Source organism: Pseudomonas sp. W2I6 (assembly GCF_030815935.1).
GTDB lineage: Bacteria > Pseudomonadota > Gammaproteobacteria > Pseudomonadales > Pseudomonadaceae > Aquipseudomonas.
The window spans coordinates 2,876,856-2,892,942 of record NZ_JAUSXJ010000001.1; the positions used below are offsets into that span (position 1 = coordinate 2,876,856).

Here is a 16,087-nt window from a genome sequence, read left to right on the forward strand (position 1 = left end):
TCTCCGGTCATGGGGTCGACGGCCAGCACTGCCACGCCGGTTCGGCGGGGCTGCCCAGCAACAGTTCCAGGTGCTCGATCAGGTCGGCCTGGCTGTCGCGCAGGTAAAAATGCCCGCCGTTGAAGGTTCGAAAGTCGGTGACCTGGCGCGTCACTTCCGACCAGGCATGGGCTTCCTCCCGATCGACTTCGCGGTCGGTGCTGCCCAGGCATACGCTCACTGGCACGTCCAGCAGCTCGCTGATATCGCCGCAGTAGTTTTCGATCAGGCGGTAATCATTGCGCAATGCGGGCAGGTAAAGTGCCTGCATCTCGGGTTCGTCCAGGGGTGATGGCGCACCACCCGACAGGCGCCGCACATCCGCCAGCAGACCGGCATCCGGGCCCTGGTGCAATTGGCTGTGACGTTGCCGGTGAGGGGCCGGATGGGCGGAGACGATCAGCCGTTGCAGGTCCTTGCCCTGGCGGTTCAGGCGCCGCGTCACCTCATAGGCCAGCGCCGCACCCATGCTGTGGCCGAACAGCACCAGCGGCCGGTCGGACAGGTCCCACAGCGCCCGGGTAATAGTGCCCGCCATCCATTCCAGGCTGCCGGGCCAGGTTTCACTCAGGCGCTCTTCGCGGCCGGGGTATTGCACGCTGACCAGTTCGATGTCAGCCGGCAACAGTGCCTGCCAACCGCTGAAAAATCCCGCGCTGCCGCCGGCGTGGGGCAGGCAGACCAATCGGCAACGCGGCGTTTGATGCTGCGGGTAACGTCGCAGCCATGGGCTGGGGATTTTCTTCATAACACGCCCTCCTCCAGTTCAGTGGTGACGTGGATCCGGGTCTGCGGCAACCAGCGCAGCACCTGGCGCAAGCAGTCATCGGCGTCCATCACCTGAGCAGCGTAGTGCGTGCCTTCGGGCAGTTTGGCCAGTTGCAGGGCGCAGATTGCCGCCACTGTGCCGGTCAACGCCGAGCCGTCGGCGGCACGCAACCAGGCGGTGGCCTGCTGCGGTTCGCCGTGTTGCAGGCCTGCCATTTCGACTGCGAGCAACTGGTAAGGCGTGCGCCCTGCCAGGTCCAGCGCACTGGCCTGTACCAGGGCGGCAATGTTCTCTGCCGTGTGTCGCAGAGCCGGTGGCGAGCCCTGAATGCGCCCGAGTGCGGCCCGCAGGTGGCCGCCGTCGAACAGGTTGTAGGCCTGGGCTTCGCGCACCCGCAAGTCAGTAAACAAGCGCTGTTGCTCAGTGGTTAGATACGGGTGGGCCGTTACGGGACCGCCCACCAGCCAGGGCCGCTCGAAGTGTTCATCGACGAGTACGGCGGACTTGATTGCACGGCCATCGCACCAGCCCATCGAGGCCTGGCCATAGCCGTTGCCGAGGCTCAATAGAAAGTCCTCGGCCGCCGTTGTCGACAACCGCCCAAGTCCGACGGCATAGCAATGCACGGCATCGACGCGCTCGAACGACGCCGCAAGCACCTTGGGAAACAACCCCGACAGCCCGGGCAACATGCCGGCTGATAACACCACACGACGACCCGGCGGCAACTGAGCGGGCAGCAGCTGATGCAGCGGATCATCGCCGCCGACATCGATGTAATCGGCGCCACTGGCCAAAGCGGCCAGCGCCACCCGGTCGAGCACCTGGTAGCTGGGGCCCGCGCAATTGATCAGCAGGTCGCAGCCGCTGCAAAACGCCGCCAGGCTTTGGGCGTCCCACAGGTCCACTTCACGGATCTCGGCCTGCCCGTTCAACTCGCCGTCGTTAAAACGCTGCCCTTGCCCAGGGTCGCGACCGCCCAGGCGCAAGCGGCAATGACCGACCAGCACCCGCGCAACCAGCCGACCGACATGCCCATAGCCGCCTACAATCCCGACTCTCACGCCGCCACCTGCGCCAGCCGTTCGAACGCGCGGGCCACGGCTTCGACCTGGGGGCTCTGCATGCAGCTGAAGTGGTCGCCCGGCACGTCCACCACCTGCAATTCGCCAAGGCACAGGGCCTGCCAGTATTGGCTCATGTCGCGGTGCATGCCGGGCAGTACCTGGACTTCACCGCACTGGCGGATAAACACCATGTCACCGTCGTAAGGCGTGGCCTGATGCAAGGCGACGGCGGCCAGGCTGTGGCGCAGCACCTGCAGTTGCTCGCGCAGCCAGTCCAGGTCGCTCAGTTGCGAGCCGGCGTGGCGCATCGCGTCTGCAATTGCCTGCAAGCGCTCATCTGCCGACTTGGATGCCAGGGCCCGCAGGCAGGCCAGGGCCGTGGCACAGTCGGGCTCATCCTGCAGCGCCAGCAACGCACCTTGGGGCACGCGGCCCGGAGTTTGGCGCAGCACCTTGGCAATCGCCCGCTCCATCGCCTGTTCATCCACCGGGTAACCCAAGGTGTGCGGGTCGGCCTGCATCACGCGGGCGAACACGTACTCCGCCAGCAGGTCATCCTCGATCATGAACGGCACGCGGTAGCTGCTGATCACTGTCAGTTGCAGCACCTCGATGTCCCTCGCCGCGAGGCATGACGCCAGCTCCGTCGCCAGCAACCCGCCGAGGCAATAACCGACGATGCTCACCTGGCGCCGGCCTTCGGCGTGCAAGGTGTCGGCATAACGCTCGGCCAGTTCACGAATCGCCGTAGCCGGTGCCAGAGCCAGGTAACCCGGTACATCATTGAGCACCAGCCCCTCCAGTGGCGCTTCTTCCCCGAGTGCAGCAAACAGCGCGCGATACGGTGCCAGGGTGCCGCTGCCATCATGGACAAAGATCCGCGCCGGGCCTTGCGCCTCCTCACGAATCCGCACCAGCGGCGACAGGCTCTCGCTGCCCTGCCCCCGCAGGTAATCCGCCAGGGCCGCAACGGTGGGCTGGTTGATCAACTGGCGCAGCAAATCCCCCCAGGGCACGTTACGGGCCTGGGGCAGGCTTTCCCGCAGGCGACCAACCACCTGCGCCACCAGCAATGAATCACCGCCCAACTCAAAGAAGCCCTGTTCACGGCCCACACTGGGCACCCGCAACAGGGTTTGCCAGACCTCTGCGATACTGCGCTCCAGCGCATCCAGCGGTGCAGCCCCGCTGTTGGCCTGTTGCGTGGCCTGGGCCATGCCGAGGTTGGCCAACGCCTGGCGGTCGACTTTGCCGTTGACCGTCAGCGGCATTTCATCCAGTACCCGCCACTCGGTGGGTACCATGTAATCCGGCAGGCGCTGGCCCAGATGCGCGCGCAACGCCTCCGGCTCAAGGGTCTGGCGCTCGGTCTTGAAGCGCGTGATGAACAGGTGCTGGCCGATCTGTGACATCGCATCGTCAGCTGCCGGCATGCACAGCGGCGTCTGCGCGCCGGCTTCCTGCAACAGTTGCTGCCACTGCTCGCGGCGGATGAACGTGGTGTCCTGCTCGGCGCGGAAATCCTCGAACGCGGTCAGGCCCTCCTTGAACTCCATGGACGCCATGATCTGGTAGGTGTCGCGGGTGGCTTCGATAAAGATCAGCCAGCCGCCGGGGGCGAGCATTTCCCGCAGCCGGGCGAGTACCTGGCTGGCATGCCGCGAGTTGTGCAGCACGTTGGCACACAGAATCACATCCAGGGAGTTGGCGGCGATGCCTTGGGCCCAGTGGTCGAGGTTCAGGTCAAACAGCCCGTAGCTGACCCACGGAAACTCGACGAAATGCTCCCGCGCTTCGTTGAGGAAAAACTGCGACAGGTCGGTGAACTGGTAGTCCACCGCCAAGCCGTCCAGGGCCGGAATCAGGTCGGCACTGGTGCCGCCCACGCCTGCGCCGATTTCCAGCAACTGCAGACGCCGGCCCGCCGGTTGCAGTGCGGCGATTTCCTGCACCGCCGCACACACCGCCTGGTTCAGGTACTGGCTGATCAGGTTCTTGCGATAGGCGCCTTCGGCGGTGTCGGTACGGCCTTCGGGAAACAGCAAGTGCAACGGGTCGAGCCGGTCGCTCATCAGGGCAGGCAATTGCTCCTGGCTTTCCCGCAGGTAGCGCAGCACTTCACCGCCCCAGCCCACACTCGGTTCCAGCGCCTCGATGCGCTGCCACAGCTGACGGTATTCAGCACCCGAGACCCGCAGTGACGAATAGGCGCCGGTGCCTGGGTTGCGGTCTACCAGTTGTTCGCGATGCAGCGCTTGCAGCCAGCGGCGGATCAGCCGTTCGTTGCGTGGCGCCACTTCGCACAGGCTCATGATCTGGGCCAGGTCGTGCTCGACGCCCGGTTGATCAAACAGCCCCGGGCGTTGCAGGGCCAGGCCCATGGAGAGCAACGCGGCACGCTCGACGCAATCGGACATCTGCGTAATCAGCGCTTCCGTCAGTTGGCCTTTCACGCCGTTGGCCGCCGCCAAGGCGTTGGGTGCCAACCGGGTCGGCCAAGGCAATGGAGTATCACGCAAAGTCCCGCGCACGCAGGCCTGCAAACGCCGCTCGAACGCGCCCTCGCCCGCAGCGACCACCACGGCCGATTCGACATGAGGATGACTGAGCAAGGCACTTTCGACTTCCGCCAACTCGATGCGATGCCCGCGAACCTTGACCTGGAAATCCTCACGGCCAAGGAACTCAATCAACCCGCTTTCAAGGTAGCGCCCCAGGTCGCCGGTGCGGTACAGCCGCTCGCCGCTGTGGGCATGCTCGATAAAACGCTCGGCGGTTTTCTCCGCGTCCCCCAGGTACCCCATCGCCAACCCCGTGCCGGCGATGAACAGCTCACCGGCAACGCCTTGCGGGCGATCGCGGCCTTGTTCGTCGAGCACCATGAAGCGTTGATTGGCCAGCGGCGCGCCGTAGGGAATGCTGCGCCATTGTGCGTCCACCTCGGTGATTGGATAGGCAATCGACCAGATCGCCGCTTCTGTGGCGCCGCCCAGGCTGATCAGTTGGAGCTCAGGCAACAACGCAGCGATTTCGGCGGGCAGGTTCAGCGGGATCCAGTCGCCGGACAGCAAGGCCAGGCGCAGGCTCTGAGGTGCCGCGGCCGGCACGGCTTGCAGGTAATGGGCAAGCATCTGCAACTGCGCGGGCACCGAGTTCCACAGGGTCACACCGTGCTCGCGGGCGCATTCGGCCCAGTGGGACGGGTCGGCGCGGCGTCCGGCGTCGGGCAACACCAGGGCGCCACCTACGGCCAGCAGGCCGAAGATGTCGTACACCGAGAGGTCGAAGCCCAGGCTGGCCAAGGCGAGTACCCGGTCTTCGGCGCCGATGGCGAAGCGCTGATTGATATCCACCACCGTGTTGAGGGCCGCCTGGTGACTGATCATCACACCCTTCGGAATCCCGGTGGAGCCGGAGGTGTAGATCACGTAGGCAAGTTGTTGCGGTGTCACCTGCGGCGCCGGCAGTTCACGTCCGGCACTGGCTGCGGCCTGATCAACGGGTATGCACTGGGTCACCTGGGCGGGCCAGGCCACGTCCTCGCTCAACCACGACTGGCTGAGCACCCGGCTGACCTCGGCGTTCTCAAGAATCAACGCGCGCCGCGCCATCGGCTGATTAGTGTCCAGCGGCAGGTACGCCGCGCCGGCCCGCAAGATCCCGAGTACACCGACCACCTGGTCGATGCCTTTTTCCATGCATACCGCGACCCGCTCGCCGGGCTGGCAACCGCCATCCAGTAACTGCTCGGCAATCGCCTCGGCACGGGCGGCGAGTTGCGCGTAAGTGAGCTGTCGCGCGCCCTGGATCAGGGCGACACGTTGGGGTTGCGCCCGGGCCTGGCGAAAGAACGGTTCATGCAGCAAGCCTGGGGGAATCGGCTGCGCCGTCTGGTTGATCAACTCCCGCACCAGTCGCTGGGGTGCCGGCAGTTCAAGGCAATCGTCCAGGGTCCAGGCCGAAGGCTCCCGCGCCAAGCGCTTGAGCAGACGTTCGAAGGTGTCGAACATCGCTTCCAGCATGGCCTCATTGAACACGCCCTGGCGAATGTCCCAATTGATGAACAGGCCGTTGTCGCGCTCGCTGACCTGGCAATCAATCAACACTTGCGGGGTCTGGCTGATGCCGTGCACCAGTTCTGCGCCGGGCATAAATGCCCCGCCGCCACTTTCGCCACCGGCGCCCAGGGTGCTGGTGAAGGCATAGGGCATCAAGGCCGCATCACGGCCTTTGCGCCGCGCCAGTTCGCGCAGTACTTCAATGCCGGAACACAGGCGGTGGTCCATGTCTTGCCACAGTCGCTCCTGCAACTGCTGGCTGCGTTCACCAAAGCTGCCGCCTTGCAGGGTCTGGACTTCCAGCAATTCCACCGAGCTGAAATCCCCCACCAGCCGATCGACCTGCGGGTGCAGCGACAGGCGATTGAGCAAGGTCAGGCTCAAGCAGAAATGCCCCTTGCGGCTCCAGCGCCCCAGGGTTTCGGCATAGCAGGAAAGAATCGCCGCCGACGCACCCACGCCGGCCGCCGCTGCATTCAGGCGCAGGGCGTTGAAATCCCGGGCCTCCAGGTTCAGGGCGCGGCGCTCGAAACGCGGTCCGCTGGGAGCGCCCTGCATGGGCAATTCCGGAGCACCGGGCAGGCTGTCGACCCGCGCCCACCAGTACTGGCGGTCACGCTGGTAACGCGGCTGTTCCCGCAACCGGCGCTCGCCCAGTACGTAGTCGCGAAAACTGATGGGCGCCGCCGGCGGCAAGGCTTCGCCACGATAGACCTGCTGCAACTCGGCCAACAGCATGCGCACGCTCTGGTAGTCGCACACCAGCAGATCCACTGAGAGATGCAGGCGCGCATGTTCACGGCCCTGGCTGACGCACAACTCGATCAGCGGCCACTGCTGGGGCGACGCCAGGCGAATTTCCATGCGTTCGCGCAGAGCGGCCAGTGCACGGCCGTCGTCTTCGCGCAGGTCATGCCGGGCGATCAGGTAATGCGGCACCTGGGGCAGGATTTGTTGGTAGCCGTCTTCCAGCACCACCGCCCGCAGCATGTCGTGACGCGCAATCAGATGGTTCCATGCCTGCTCCAGGCGCGCCGGGTCCAGTTCCCTGAGTTCAAATTCCAGGTAACCGTGGCACGCCACCCCGCCGTAGCTGAATGCCTGGGTGCGGCCCATCAGGTAAGCGGCCTGCACGTCGGTCAGCGGAAACGGTTCGCTGCGGGCAGCCAGGTCGGCCGAGACGGTGGGCATCACCGGTTCCATCAATTGCTGCAACAACGCGTCCTTGTGTTCGCGCAATTGTTGCAGGCGGCCTTCATCCATCACCCCGGCGGGCGCCCGGTAGCGCAGGCGGCCCTGCTCTTCCCAGAGTTCCACACCCAGTGCTTCGAGGTCCTGTTGCAGTTGCTGCAGTGTCATAGCGCACCCTCCACCATTGCGTTCCGGTTGACGTGGTCCTGTTCTCGTCGGGCGACAAGCCATTGGGCCTGGCGGGCGACGGTGGCCGCGTTGAAAAAGTCCTTCAGCGACAGTTCGACGTCGAACTGTCGGGCGATACGTTCGATCAGGCGAGCGGCCAACAGACTGTTGCCGCCGAGGGCGAAAAAGCCCTGGTTGCGTCCCACCAGGGGAATGTCGAGCAATTCGCGCCAGAGCCCGGCCAACAGTTGTTCGGCTTCGCCTTGAGGCGCGTCTTCATGCTCGGGTCTGGCGCCCTTGCGTTGCTCCTGCACCAGCCACAGCAGTGCGGCGCGGTCGACCTTGCCGTTGGCGCTCAGGGGCAGTTCGGTGAGGTTCAGCCAGTGGTCCGGCAACATGTGTTCCGGCAACCATTGGCAGAGCCACTGGCGCATGGCTTCGGCATCCGGCAGCGCGTCGCCCATCAGGGTTGCTGCCAACTGCGGGTTGGCCCCGGGCAACACCAGGGTGACGGCACGACTGACGGCCGGATGGCGTTCCAGGGCCACGTCGATCTCACTGAGTTCGATGCGGAAGCCACGGACCTTGACCTGCTGGTCCATACGCCCGAGAAATTCGAGGCTGCCGTCGGGCCAATAACGGCCCTGATCGCCGGTGCGGTACCAGCGTTGCCCGGCGTGCTCGACGAAGCGTTGGGCGCTGAGATGCGGCAGGCCACGATAGCCCTGGGCAACCCCGGCGCCGCCGATCCACAACTCCCCCGCCACCCAGTCCGGGCAATCGCGGCCCTGGCTGTCGACGACTCGAAAGCTTTGGTTATCCAGGGGTTTGCCGTAGGGAATCGAGAGCCAGTGAGCCGGCACTTCGTCGACGTCCTGGACGTTGGACCAGATGGCCGCTTCAGTGGCGCCGCCGAGAGCGGCGAACCGGGCGCTTTCGCCGGCTGCCAATCGCAGGCGGCGTGGCAGGTCCAGCCCGACCCAGTCACCCGAGACCATCGCCAGGCGTAATCCGCTCAGGGCATTCGGCTCGCGGGCCTTGAGGGTCAGCATGTCGAGCAACGCCGGTACCGAGTTCCACAGGGTCACGCGCTGCTGGCGGATCAGCCGCAACCATTCGGACGGCTCCTTGCGCCGCGCATCCGCTGGCAGCACCACGGCGCCACCGACACTCAGCAGGCCAAACAGGTCGTACACCGACAGGTCGAAATCGAGGGCGGAAACCCCGAGCACACGGTCATCCGCGCCCACCTGATAACGCCGGTTGATCGCGGCGACGGTGTTCAGCGCCGCCTGGTGGGAAACCTCGACGCCCTTGGGTTCGCCGGTAGTGCCAGAGGTAAAAATCACATAGGCCAGTGCGTCCGGCGCCACCTCGATCGGTTGTTTCAGGGCCCTGGCCGAACGCGCCTGGGCCAGGTCCACCACTTGCAAGTCCGCCAGCCATACACCGCGATCACGGTGGGCCGTATCGGTGATCACCACCTTGGCTCCGGCGCGTTGATAGATCATGTCGCGACGGGCTGCCGGCTGTTCGATACCCACCGGCACATACACCGCGCCCGCCGCCAATATGCCGAGCACCGCAACGATTTGCGCCTGGCCTTTGGGCAAGGTGATCGCCACCGTATCACCCGGTTCAATCCCCCACTGGCGCAGGGCACCTGCCACTTGCAGGGCCTGGGCCGCCAGCTCGGCGTAACTCAACTCAGCGTCCTCGGTGATCAATGCCACCCGCTGCGGGTGCACCTGCGCCTGTTGGAAAAAGCCATCGTGCAGCAAGCCTTTGTCATAGGCCCAGGGCGTGTGGTTGACCGCTGCACGGACCTCTTGCTGGCCTTGGGGCAACGGCAGCGGCGCGGGTTGGCGCCAGTCACCGGTACACAGCCACGCCAGCAGGTCGCCATAGGCGGTGAACATTTCGTCCAGCAGGCCTTCGGGGAACAGCGCATCTACCCCGTCCCAGTTGAGCAACAGGCCATCGGGCAGCGGATAGCTCTGGTGGTCAAGCCACACTTGGGGCGTTTGCGACAAGGCCCAGCCCGGTTCGCCCAGGTGCTGCCGGCAAGTGGCGTCGACAAACGCTTCGCCAAGGTTGCAGGCAAACACTACGGGGGCGCCGCCTTGCCGGGTGCGGGACAACTCACGCAGCACTTCCACACCAGGCCAGGCGCTGTGGGCGATGTCGCGGTGCAGTTGGCGTTGCAGGGCTTGCGCCTGCTGCGCGAAAGAACCCGCCTGGCGCTGGTCGATCTCCAGCAGCACCAGGTTGGAAAAATCCGCCAGCAGATGCGGGACGCAGGGGTGCAGCTCCTGGCGGTTGAACAGCGGCACGTTCAACAGGAAATGCTGGCTGGCGCTCCAGCGGCCCAGCACTTGGGTATAGGCGCAGCACAGCACGCTGGCCAGGGTCAGGCCGTGTTGGCGGGCCTGGTCTTCCAGGGCTCGCAACTGCGCGCGGCCGAGGCGCATCGCCAGGCGACGAAAACGCGGCGGGCCGAGGGATTGCGGCTCGTGTGCCAAGGGGAGTTGCGGGCCGTCGGGCAGGTCATCCAGACGTTGCAGCCAGTAGTCCCGCGCGCCGGCATCGCTGGTTCGGGTGGCGCCCAGGTAGTGGGCAAAATCCCATTCCAGACGTGGCAGCTGCGCCTCTTGCCCGCTGTAGATCAGCGCCAGATCCCGCAGCAGTACGCTGATACTCAGGACGTCCGCCACCAGCAAATCGATGTTCAGGTGCACCCGGCTGCGGCCGTCGGGCAAGCGGCTGAGTTGCACATCAAACACCTCGCCCTGGCGCACATCCAGGCAGCGGTGGGCCAGGCGCTCACGCAAGGCCAACTCATCCGGCCGTTCATGCACGGTCAACCCAGGCCACGGGCTGGTCGGCAGCACGCGCTGGCAAGTGGCGTTCGGGAAACAGGCGCGCAGCATGGGATGGCGGTGAGTCAGGCGCATCACCGCGCTTTCCAGGCGTTGAGCGTCGACCTGATACCCGTCCAGCTCCTGATACAGGTGACAGCCAACGCCCCCCAGCGGCATGGCCGGGTCGCGACCAAACCAATAAGCCTGCTGCAACGGTGTGAGGGCGAAATCGTTGTCGGCGGCGACGGGCTTGAGGTGCGTCGCCTGCCCGCGACGGCGGTCGATCAGCAACCACCAGGCCTCAAGGGTCGGCTGCTCAATCAGTTCGGCAAAGCTCACCTGCACACCTTCGCGGGCGAGCAAGGCCGGCAGGCGCATCATGCTCACCGAGTCCAGGCCCTGCTCGATCAGCGAGGCATCGGGCTCCAGGTCCTGGGGGGCATAGTCGAGCAACTGCGCGACACCGGCGCACAGCGCCTCGGGGCTGTGTGCGAGGCCGCCGGGTGCAGGATGAACGCATGCCAGTGATGGGTTATCGGTCATGGGGGACGGTCCTTTGGGGAACGGTAGGGTCTGGGCGCAAGCGCCAGCGATTGATCGCTTCGCGCTCGTGGAACAACTCGCGGTAACGGCCGGGCGTGGCCATCAACGCGTCATGGCGGCCGACCTGGGCCAACTGGCCGTGGTCGAGCAGCAGAATCTGGTCGGCATGGGGCGCCAAGGTCGGTTTGTGGGTGACCAGCACCACCGTGTGCCGGCGGGCCAGTTGCAACAGGGTCCGATTGACCCGCGCCTCGCTGATGGCATCGAGGGCGGCGGTCGGCTCGTCCAGCAGGATCAGCGACGCGTCCTTGAGCAACACCCGCGACAACGCCAGGCATTGGCGCTCGCCGCCGGACAGGCTGACGCCCTGCTCGCCCAGCACGGTGTGCCAGCCCTGGGGCAGGCGCTCGGCGAGGCGGTCGAGGCCGGTGGCGCGGGCGGCGTGCTGCCATTGCTCTTCGCTGGCGTCGGGGCGGCCCAGCAGCAGGTTGTCCAGCAGGCTGCCCGGCAACAGCGGGCTGTCCTGGAACATCAAGGCGACCTGGGTATCTCGGGCCAGGGCCGACAGTTGCCGCAGGTCGACACCGCCGAGGTGAATCGCGCCACTGCTTACATCGCTGAAGCGCGCCAGCAGGCGCAACAGGCTGGACTTGCCGGAGCCGGACGCCCCCACCACCAGGTTCAGCGAACGCTCCTGCAACGTGAAGTCGATGCCTTGCAAGATCGCCTGGCCCTGGCGGACCAGTCCTACGTCCCGCACTTGCACGTCGTAACCCAGGGCAGGTTGGGGTTCGAGAGGCTCAGGCAACCCCGGCATCTGCAGCAGGTGGCGCAGGCGATTCAAGCCGTGGCGGGTCTGGCGCAACGTGGTACCGAGGTTGACCAGCGCGCCCATTGGCTCCACCAGGCAGGTGGCGAGAATCGCCAGCGCCAGGAACTTCGCCGCATCGAGGGTGCCACCCAACACGGCATACAGGCCGCATAACAGGATGGCGCTGTAGCCGGCCTGCAACACCACCGCCAAACCCAGCGCGGCGGGAAAAGTGCGCCAGTGGGCGTGACGCTGTGCCTGTTGCTGCTGGGCCAGGGCCTCGGTGAGCAGGTCGAAACCTTGCTCGGTGCGCCCGCTGGAGCGCAGCAACGGTTGCTGGCGCAGAAACTCCATCACCCGGGCCGCCGCTTCATTGGCTGCGGCTTCGCTCAGTGCTTCAGCTTGCCCGCCCCAGCGCACGCCCCAGTGGTACACCAGCACCAGCAACGGCAACGCGGCCAGTGCCGCCAACGCCATGGAGCGGTCGTAGAAAAACAGCGCCAGCAGGAGTGCCAAAGGCGTCAACAGCGCATTGGCCATTGGCTGCAAAAGGTGCGCCGGGGTGCTCATGATTTGCAGCACGGTGTGAGTCACCAGGCGATTCAGTTCAGCGCTGCGCCGCTCCACAAACCATTCCAGCGGCAGTTGCACCAGCTTGTCACCAATGCGTCGGTTCAACGCCTGGGCTGCTTCGGCACCGGCGCGATAGCCCGCCAGCTGGGCATACCGGCGCAGCCAGAGGCACAACAAGGCCATGCCGGTGAAACCGATGGCCCAGGCCCAAGGCGTGGTGTTGCCGAACCACTGGGCAAAGGCCATCGGCAACAACGCCAACGCTGCGCCCTGGGCCAACGCACTCAACGCCATCGCCATCAGCGCACGCCGCAACAAGCCGGCTTCACGGGGTTGCAGGCTGCGTAACAGCGCGCGAATCATGCCCGTGCCCTCTTCAGTGCGGCCGCCGAAAACTGCTCAGCGGCCCACAGCCCGGCGTAAGTGCCCTGCTGGTCCAGCAAGCCGTGATGCGTACCGCGCTCGACAATCCGCCCGCCTTGCAGCACGACGATCTGGTCGGCGTCCTGGATGCTGCTCAAGCGGTGGGCGATTACCAGCACCGTGCGGGCACGGGCCAGGCGAGACAGCGCCTGCTGGATCGCGGCTTCGGATTCAGGATCACTGGCGGCGGTGGCTTCATCGAGAATCAGGATCGGCGCTTCACTGAGCATCGCCCGGGCAATGCCCAGGCGTTGCACTTCACCGCCGGACAGTTGCACGCCGGCTCCGAGGACGGTGTGATACCCCTGGGGCAGCGCGAGGATGCGCTGGTGAATCTGCGCGGCCCGGGCGGCGGCTTCCACCTCGATTTGCGTGGCGTCGGGGCGCGCCAGGCGCAGGTTGTCGAGGACGCTGGTGCGCAGCAGGCGCACATCCTGGAACACAAAGGCGACCTGGCGATACAAGGTGGCGCTGTGCATGTCCCGCAGGTCGACGTCGCCGATGCGGATCGCCCCGGCACTCACATCGGCAAAGCGCGCAAGCAAAGTGGCCAGGGTGGATTTGCCGGCGCCCGAGTCGCCCACCAATGCGGTCAGCGTGCCGGGCGGTAGATCCAGGTCAATGTCATGCAGCACCTGCGTGCCGTCGGGGTAGCGAAAGTCCACGCCTTCAAAGCTCACCTGGCGGCCCTTGGGCTCGCGGGATTCGCGAGGTTGCGTCAACGTCGCGCTGTTGAGCACGGTGGCGATACGGCTGGCGGCCATGCGGCCCTGCACCAGTGCATCCGCACCATGCCCGACGGCCGCGACCGGCGCTGCCAGGGCCGGCCCCAGCAGCAGGAACGGCAGCAGTTGCACCGGCATCAGCCAACCGCCAGCCACCAGCGACGCACCGCCCAACAGCACCAGGGCCAGCACCAGCAACGGCGAAAGCAGCACCTCGACACTCGCCCCAAGCCCGGCCCAGCGTTGGGCCCAGCAGGAAAAGAAACTGGCGAAACGTTCCACCGCACCGAAGAACTTTGACTGCACCCGATCGGCCCGGCCGAATGACTTGACCATGGCGATGCTCTGCACAAACTGCTGGGTGGCCAGGGACAGGTTGCCCAGCGCGGCGCCCAGTGCCTTCTGGTCATCCCGATAAGCCTGGGAGCGCAAGGCTCGCAGTCGCCACAGCGCCAGCGCTGGAGGCAGCAGCACCACAACGGTCATCGGCACACTTACCGTCAGCAGGTACAACAGGCACGCCAGGGGCGCCACCAATGCGGCGGCGAGGTTGTTTGGCAAGTGCGCCACCAGTTGATGCAGCGCACCTACGTCGTCGAGCAAAACACGGTCGACTTTTTGCCCACCACGGGCGCTGAACCAAGCCAGCGGAACCCGCGCCAAATGCGCGGCCAGCCGTTGGCGAACCTGGCGTTGCAGGTCGCTGTCGGCCAGGTGGGTCATCTGCAAGGCGGCAGCCAGCCCGAGCATGCGCAACAGCAAAGCGCCCGCACCGGCCAACAACCACCAGAACCCATCGTGCAGATCGAGTTTTCCGTCCAGCAACGACGGCGCCAACTCCGCCACCGCGATCAACGGCAGCAGGCCGATCAGGGTCGCCAGGGCTTGCAGCAGCATGGCGCAGATCAACCGGCCACGTACAGGCGCGAGCAGTTCACGCAGCGAGTCTTGATCAGCCACGGGCGGCGCTTCCCTCAGGTTGTTTTGCCCCGAAATACAGCTGCTGGATAGCCTCCCGCAGGTGCTTGCGGCTGACCTTGCCCACGCCGGTTTGCGGGAAACCGGGGATAAATTCGAAGCGGTCCGGCAGCTTGAAGGCCGCCAACCCTTGCTCACGCAGATGGCGCAGCAGTTCCGGCGGGCGCGGTGCCGTGCCACGGGGAATCACGAAGGCGCAGGTGCGTTCGCCGAGGTAGGCGTCCGGCATCGCCACCAAGGCCACATCGGCGACGGCAGGATGGCTGAGCAGGAGGTTTTCGACTTCTTCGGCGGCGATCTTTTCGCCGCCACGGTTGATCACGTCCTTGTCGCGACCTTCGACCATCAGGTAGCCGTCGTCGGTGAGCATTACCCGGTCGCCGGTGCGGTAGAAACCGTCAGTGGTAAACGCCTGGGCGTTGTGCGCAGGGTGGCGGTAGTAACCGCGAATCGTGTACGGACCACGGGTCAGCAATTGGCCGACCTGGCCCTGTATCACGTCCTGTTCGTTGTCGTCCACCACCCGGATTTCGTCGCCCGGGGACATGGGTTTGCCCTGGGTGTGCAGGACTCGTTGCGGTGGGTCGTTGGGGTCGGTATAGCAAATCAGCCCCTCGGCCATGCCGAACACTTGCTGCAAGCGGCAGCCGAGGGTGGGTTCCACGCGGCGGGCAGCCTCGAAGCTCAGTTTGGCGCCGCCGACTTGCAGCAGTTGCAATCCTGGCAGGCCCTGCCCGCGCGCCTGGGCGGCATCCAGCCAGACCAGCACCAGTGGCGGCACCAGCGCGGTATGGGTCACGCGTTCATGCTCGATCAGGGCGAAGCAGGTTTCGGCGCTTGGCGAGCCGCTCAGCACCACACGGCCGCCCATCAGCAAGGTGCCCATGAACCCCGGGCAGCACATGGGAAAGTTATGGGCCATGGGCAGCGCGGCGAGGTACACCGTGGCGTCGGTCAGGCCGCAACGTTCGGCGCTGGTCCGCACGTTGTAGAGGTATTCATTGTGGCGACGCGGGATCAGTTTCGGCACGCCGGTGGAGCCACCGGACAACTGGAAACACGCGACGGCATCCGCGGGCGGCGCAGAAAAGGTTGGCTGCGGGTCGTCCAGATAAAGGTCTTCGAGCGCGATGAATTCTTCAGCCTCACCGGCCACGATCACCCACGCAAGGTCGCCATGGGCCGCCTTCAAGCCACGGGCCATGCCCCGATAATCAAAACCTGCCGTGACGTCAGCGCAGAGGTATGCCCTGGCCTGGGCAAACTCGCAGAAGCGGCCGATTTCCAGATGACGATGGGCCGGTAACGCAAAGATTGGCCGTACGCCGAGGCGATACAGGGCGAAGCACACTTCGACAAAACCCACGCAGTTCGGCAGTTGCACCACCACGTTGTCCCCTGCCACCAACCCCAGCCGGGAGAACCCGCCGGCCAGTTGATCGACCCGTTGATCCAGTTGGCGATAGCTCACCCGCAGCGTTCCATCGGTGATCGCTTCACGCTCGCCAAAGGTGCGGGCGGCGTTGCGCAGCAGGTCGCCAAAGGTCTCGTCGCGCCAATAGCCTGCGTCGCGATAGCGTTGGGCAAACGCTTCGGGCCAATCGGGGCAGTCGTCAATGATAGTCATGGGGTCTCCAGAGTTTTTTTCGGCAATAAGGGGCCGATGCCGTGAACAAAAGGCCTGCGGGGCAAGGGTGAAAAGGGCTAGGGAGAATGGGTCATTGAGCGGTTCATCCATGAGTCGCCAAGGGCTGCGGAAATGAGAGTGATTATTAATAGGCAAAAGCCGCAGCACGGCAACCGGCAGGACATTCGTTTGCGCGGCTTTTTCTTTTGATTGCGCTACAGCGTGAGTTTCTGCGGCCTGCAGCGATGAGGCGT

At 65.5% G+C, this 16,087-nt stretch carries 7 protein-coding genes; all 7 read right to left on the reverse strand.

The window, feature by feature from the left end:
* Positions 1-7 precede the first annotated feature (7 nt).
* The 7 genes from QF039_RS13565 to QF039_RS13595 are packed head-to-tail and all read right to left on the reverse strand — an operon-like array spanning position 8 to position 15,833.
* Entirely contained in the window at positions 8-787 is a 780-nt protein-coding gene (locus QF039_RS13565; protein ID WP_003218418.1) for a thioesterase II family protein, read from the reverse strand.
* Positions 784-1,872, reverse strand: coding sequence for a saccharopine dehydrogenase NADP-binding domain-containing protein (locus tag QF039_RS13570; RefSeq protein ID WP_307518815.1), 1,089 nt, complete (start codon positions 1,870-1,872; stop codon positions 784-786). Before QF039_RS13570 ends, QF039_RS13565 begins: the two co-directional genes overlap by 4 nt.
* Entirely contained in the window at positions 1,869-7,292 is a 5,424-nt protein-coding gene (locus QF039_RS13575) for a non-ribosomal peptide synthetase (protein WP_307518817.1), read from the reverse strand. Before QF039_RS13575 ends, QF039_RS13570 begins: the two co-directional genes overlap by 4 nt.
* A complete protein-coding gene (locus QF039_RS13580; protein WP_307518820.1) occupies positions 7,289-10,696 on the reverse strand; it encodes an amino acid adenylation domain-containing protein in 3,408 nt (1,135 codons plus the stop codon). The genes QF039_RS13575 and QF039_RS13580 overlap by 4 nt, the downstream gene beginning before the upstream one ends.
* Complete coding sequence (locus QF039_RS13585) at positions 10,686-12,443, reverse strand: ABC transporter ATP-binding protein (RefSeq protein ID WP_003218423.1); 1,758 nt, start codon at positions 12,441-12,443, stop codon at positions 10,686-10,688. Before QF039_RS13585 ends, QF039_RS13580 begins: the two co-directional genes overlap by 11 nt.
* Entirely contained in the window at positions 12,440-14,188 is a 1,749-nt protein-coding gene (locus QF039_RS13590; protein WP_003218426.1) for an ABC transporter ATP-binding protein, read from the reverse strand. The genes QF039_RS13585 and QF039_RS13590 overlap by 4 nt, the downstream gene beginning before the upstream one ends.
* Positions 14,181-15,833: a (2,3-dihydroxybenzoyl)adenylate synthase gene (locus tag QF039_RS13595; protein WP_003218428.1), complete on the reverse strand. Its 1,653-nt coding sequence runs from the start codon at positions 15,831-15,833 to the stop codon at positions 14,181-14,183. Before QF039_RS13595 ends, QF039_RS13590 begins: the two co-directional genes overlap by 8 nt.
* Between the last annotated feature and the right edge of the window lie 254 nt (positions 15,834-16,087).

Coding starts and splice junctions, on each gene's coding strand:
- QF039_RS13580 (WP_307518820.1), bottom strand. CDS start 10,696: ATGACCGATAACCCATCACTGGCATGCGTTCATCCTGCACCCGGCGGC.
- QF039_RS13575 (WP_307518817.1), bottom strand. CDS start 7,292: ATGACACTGCAGCAACTGCAACAGGACCTCGAAGCACTGGGTGTGGAA.
- QF039_RS13565 (WP_003218418.1), bottom strand. CDS start 787: ATGAAGAAAATCCCCAGCCCATGGCTGCGACGTTACCCGCAGCATCAA.
- QF039_RS13585 (WP_003218423.1), bottom strand. CDS start 12,443: ATGATTCGCGCGCTGTTACGCAGCCTGCAACCCCGTGAAGCCGGCTTG.
- QF039_RS13595 (WP_003218428.1), bottom strand. CDS start 15,833: ATGACTATCATTGACGACTGCCCCGATTGGCCCGAAGCGTTTGCCCAA.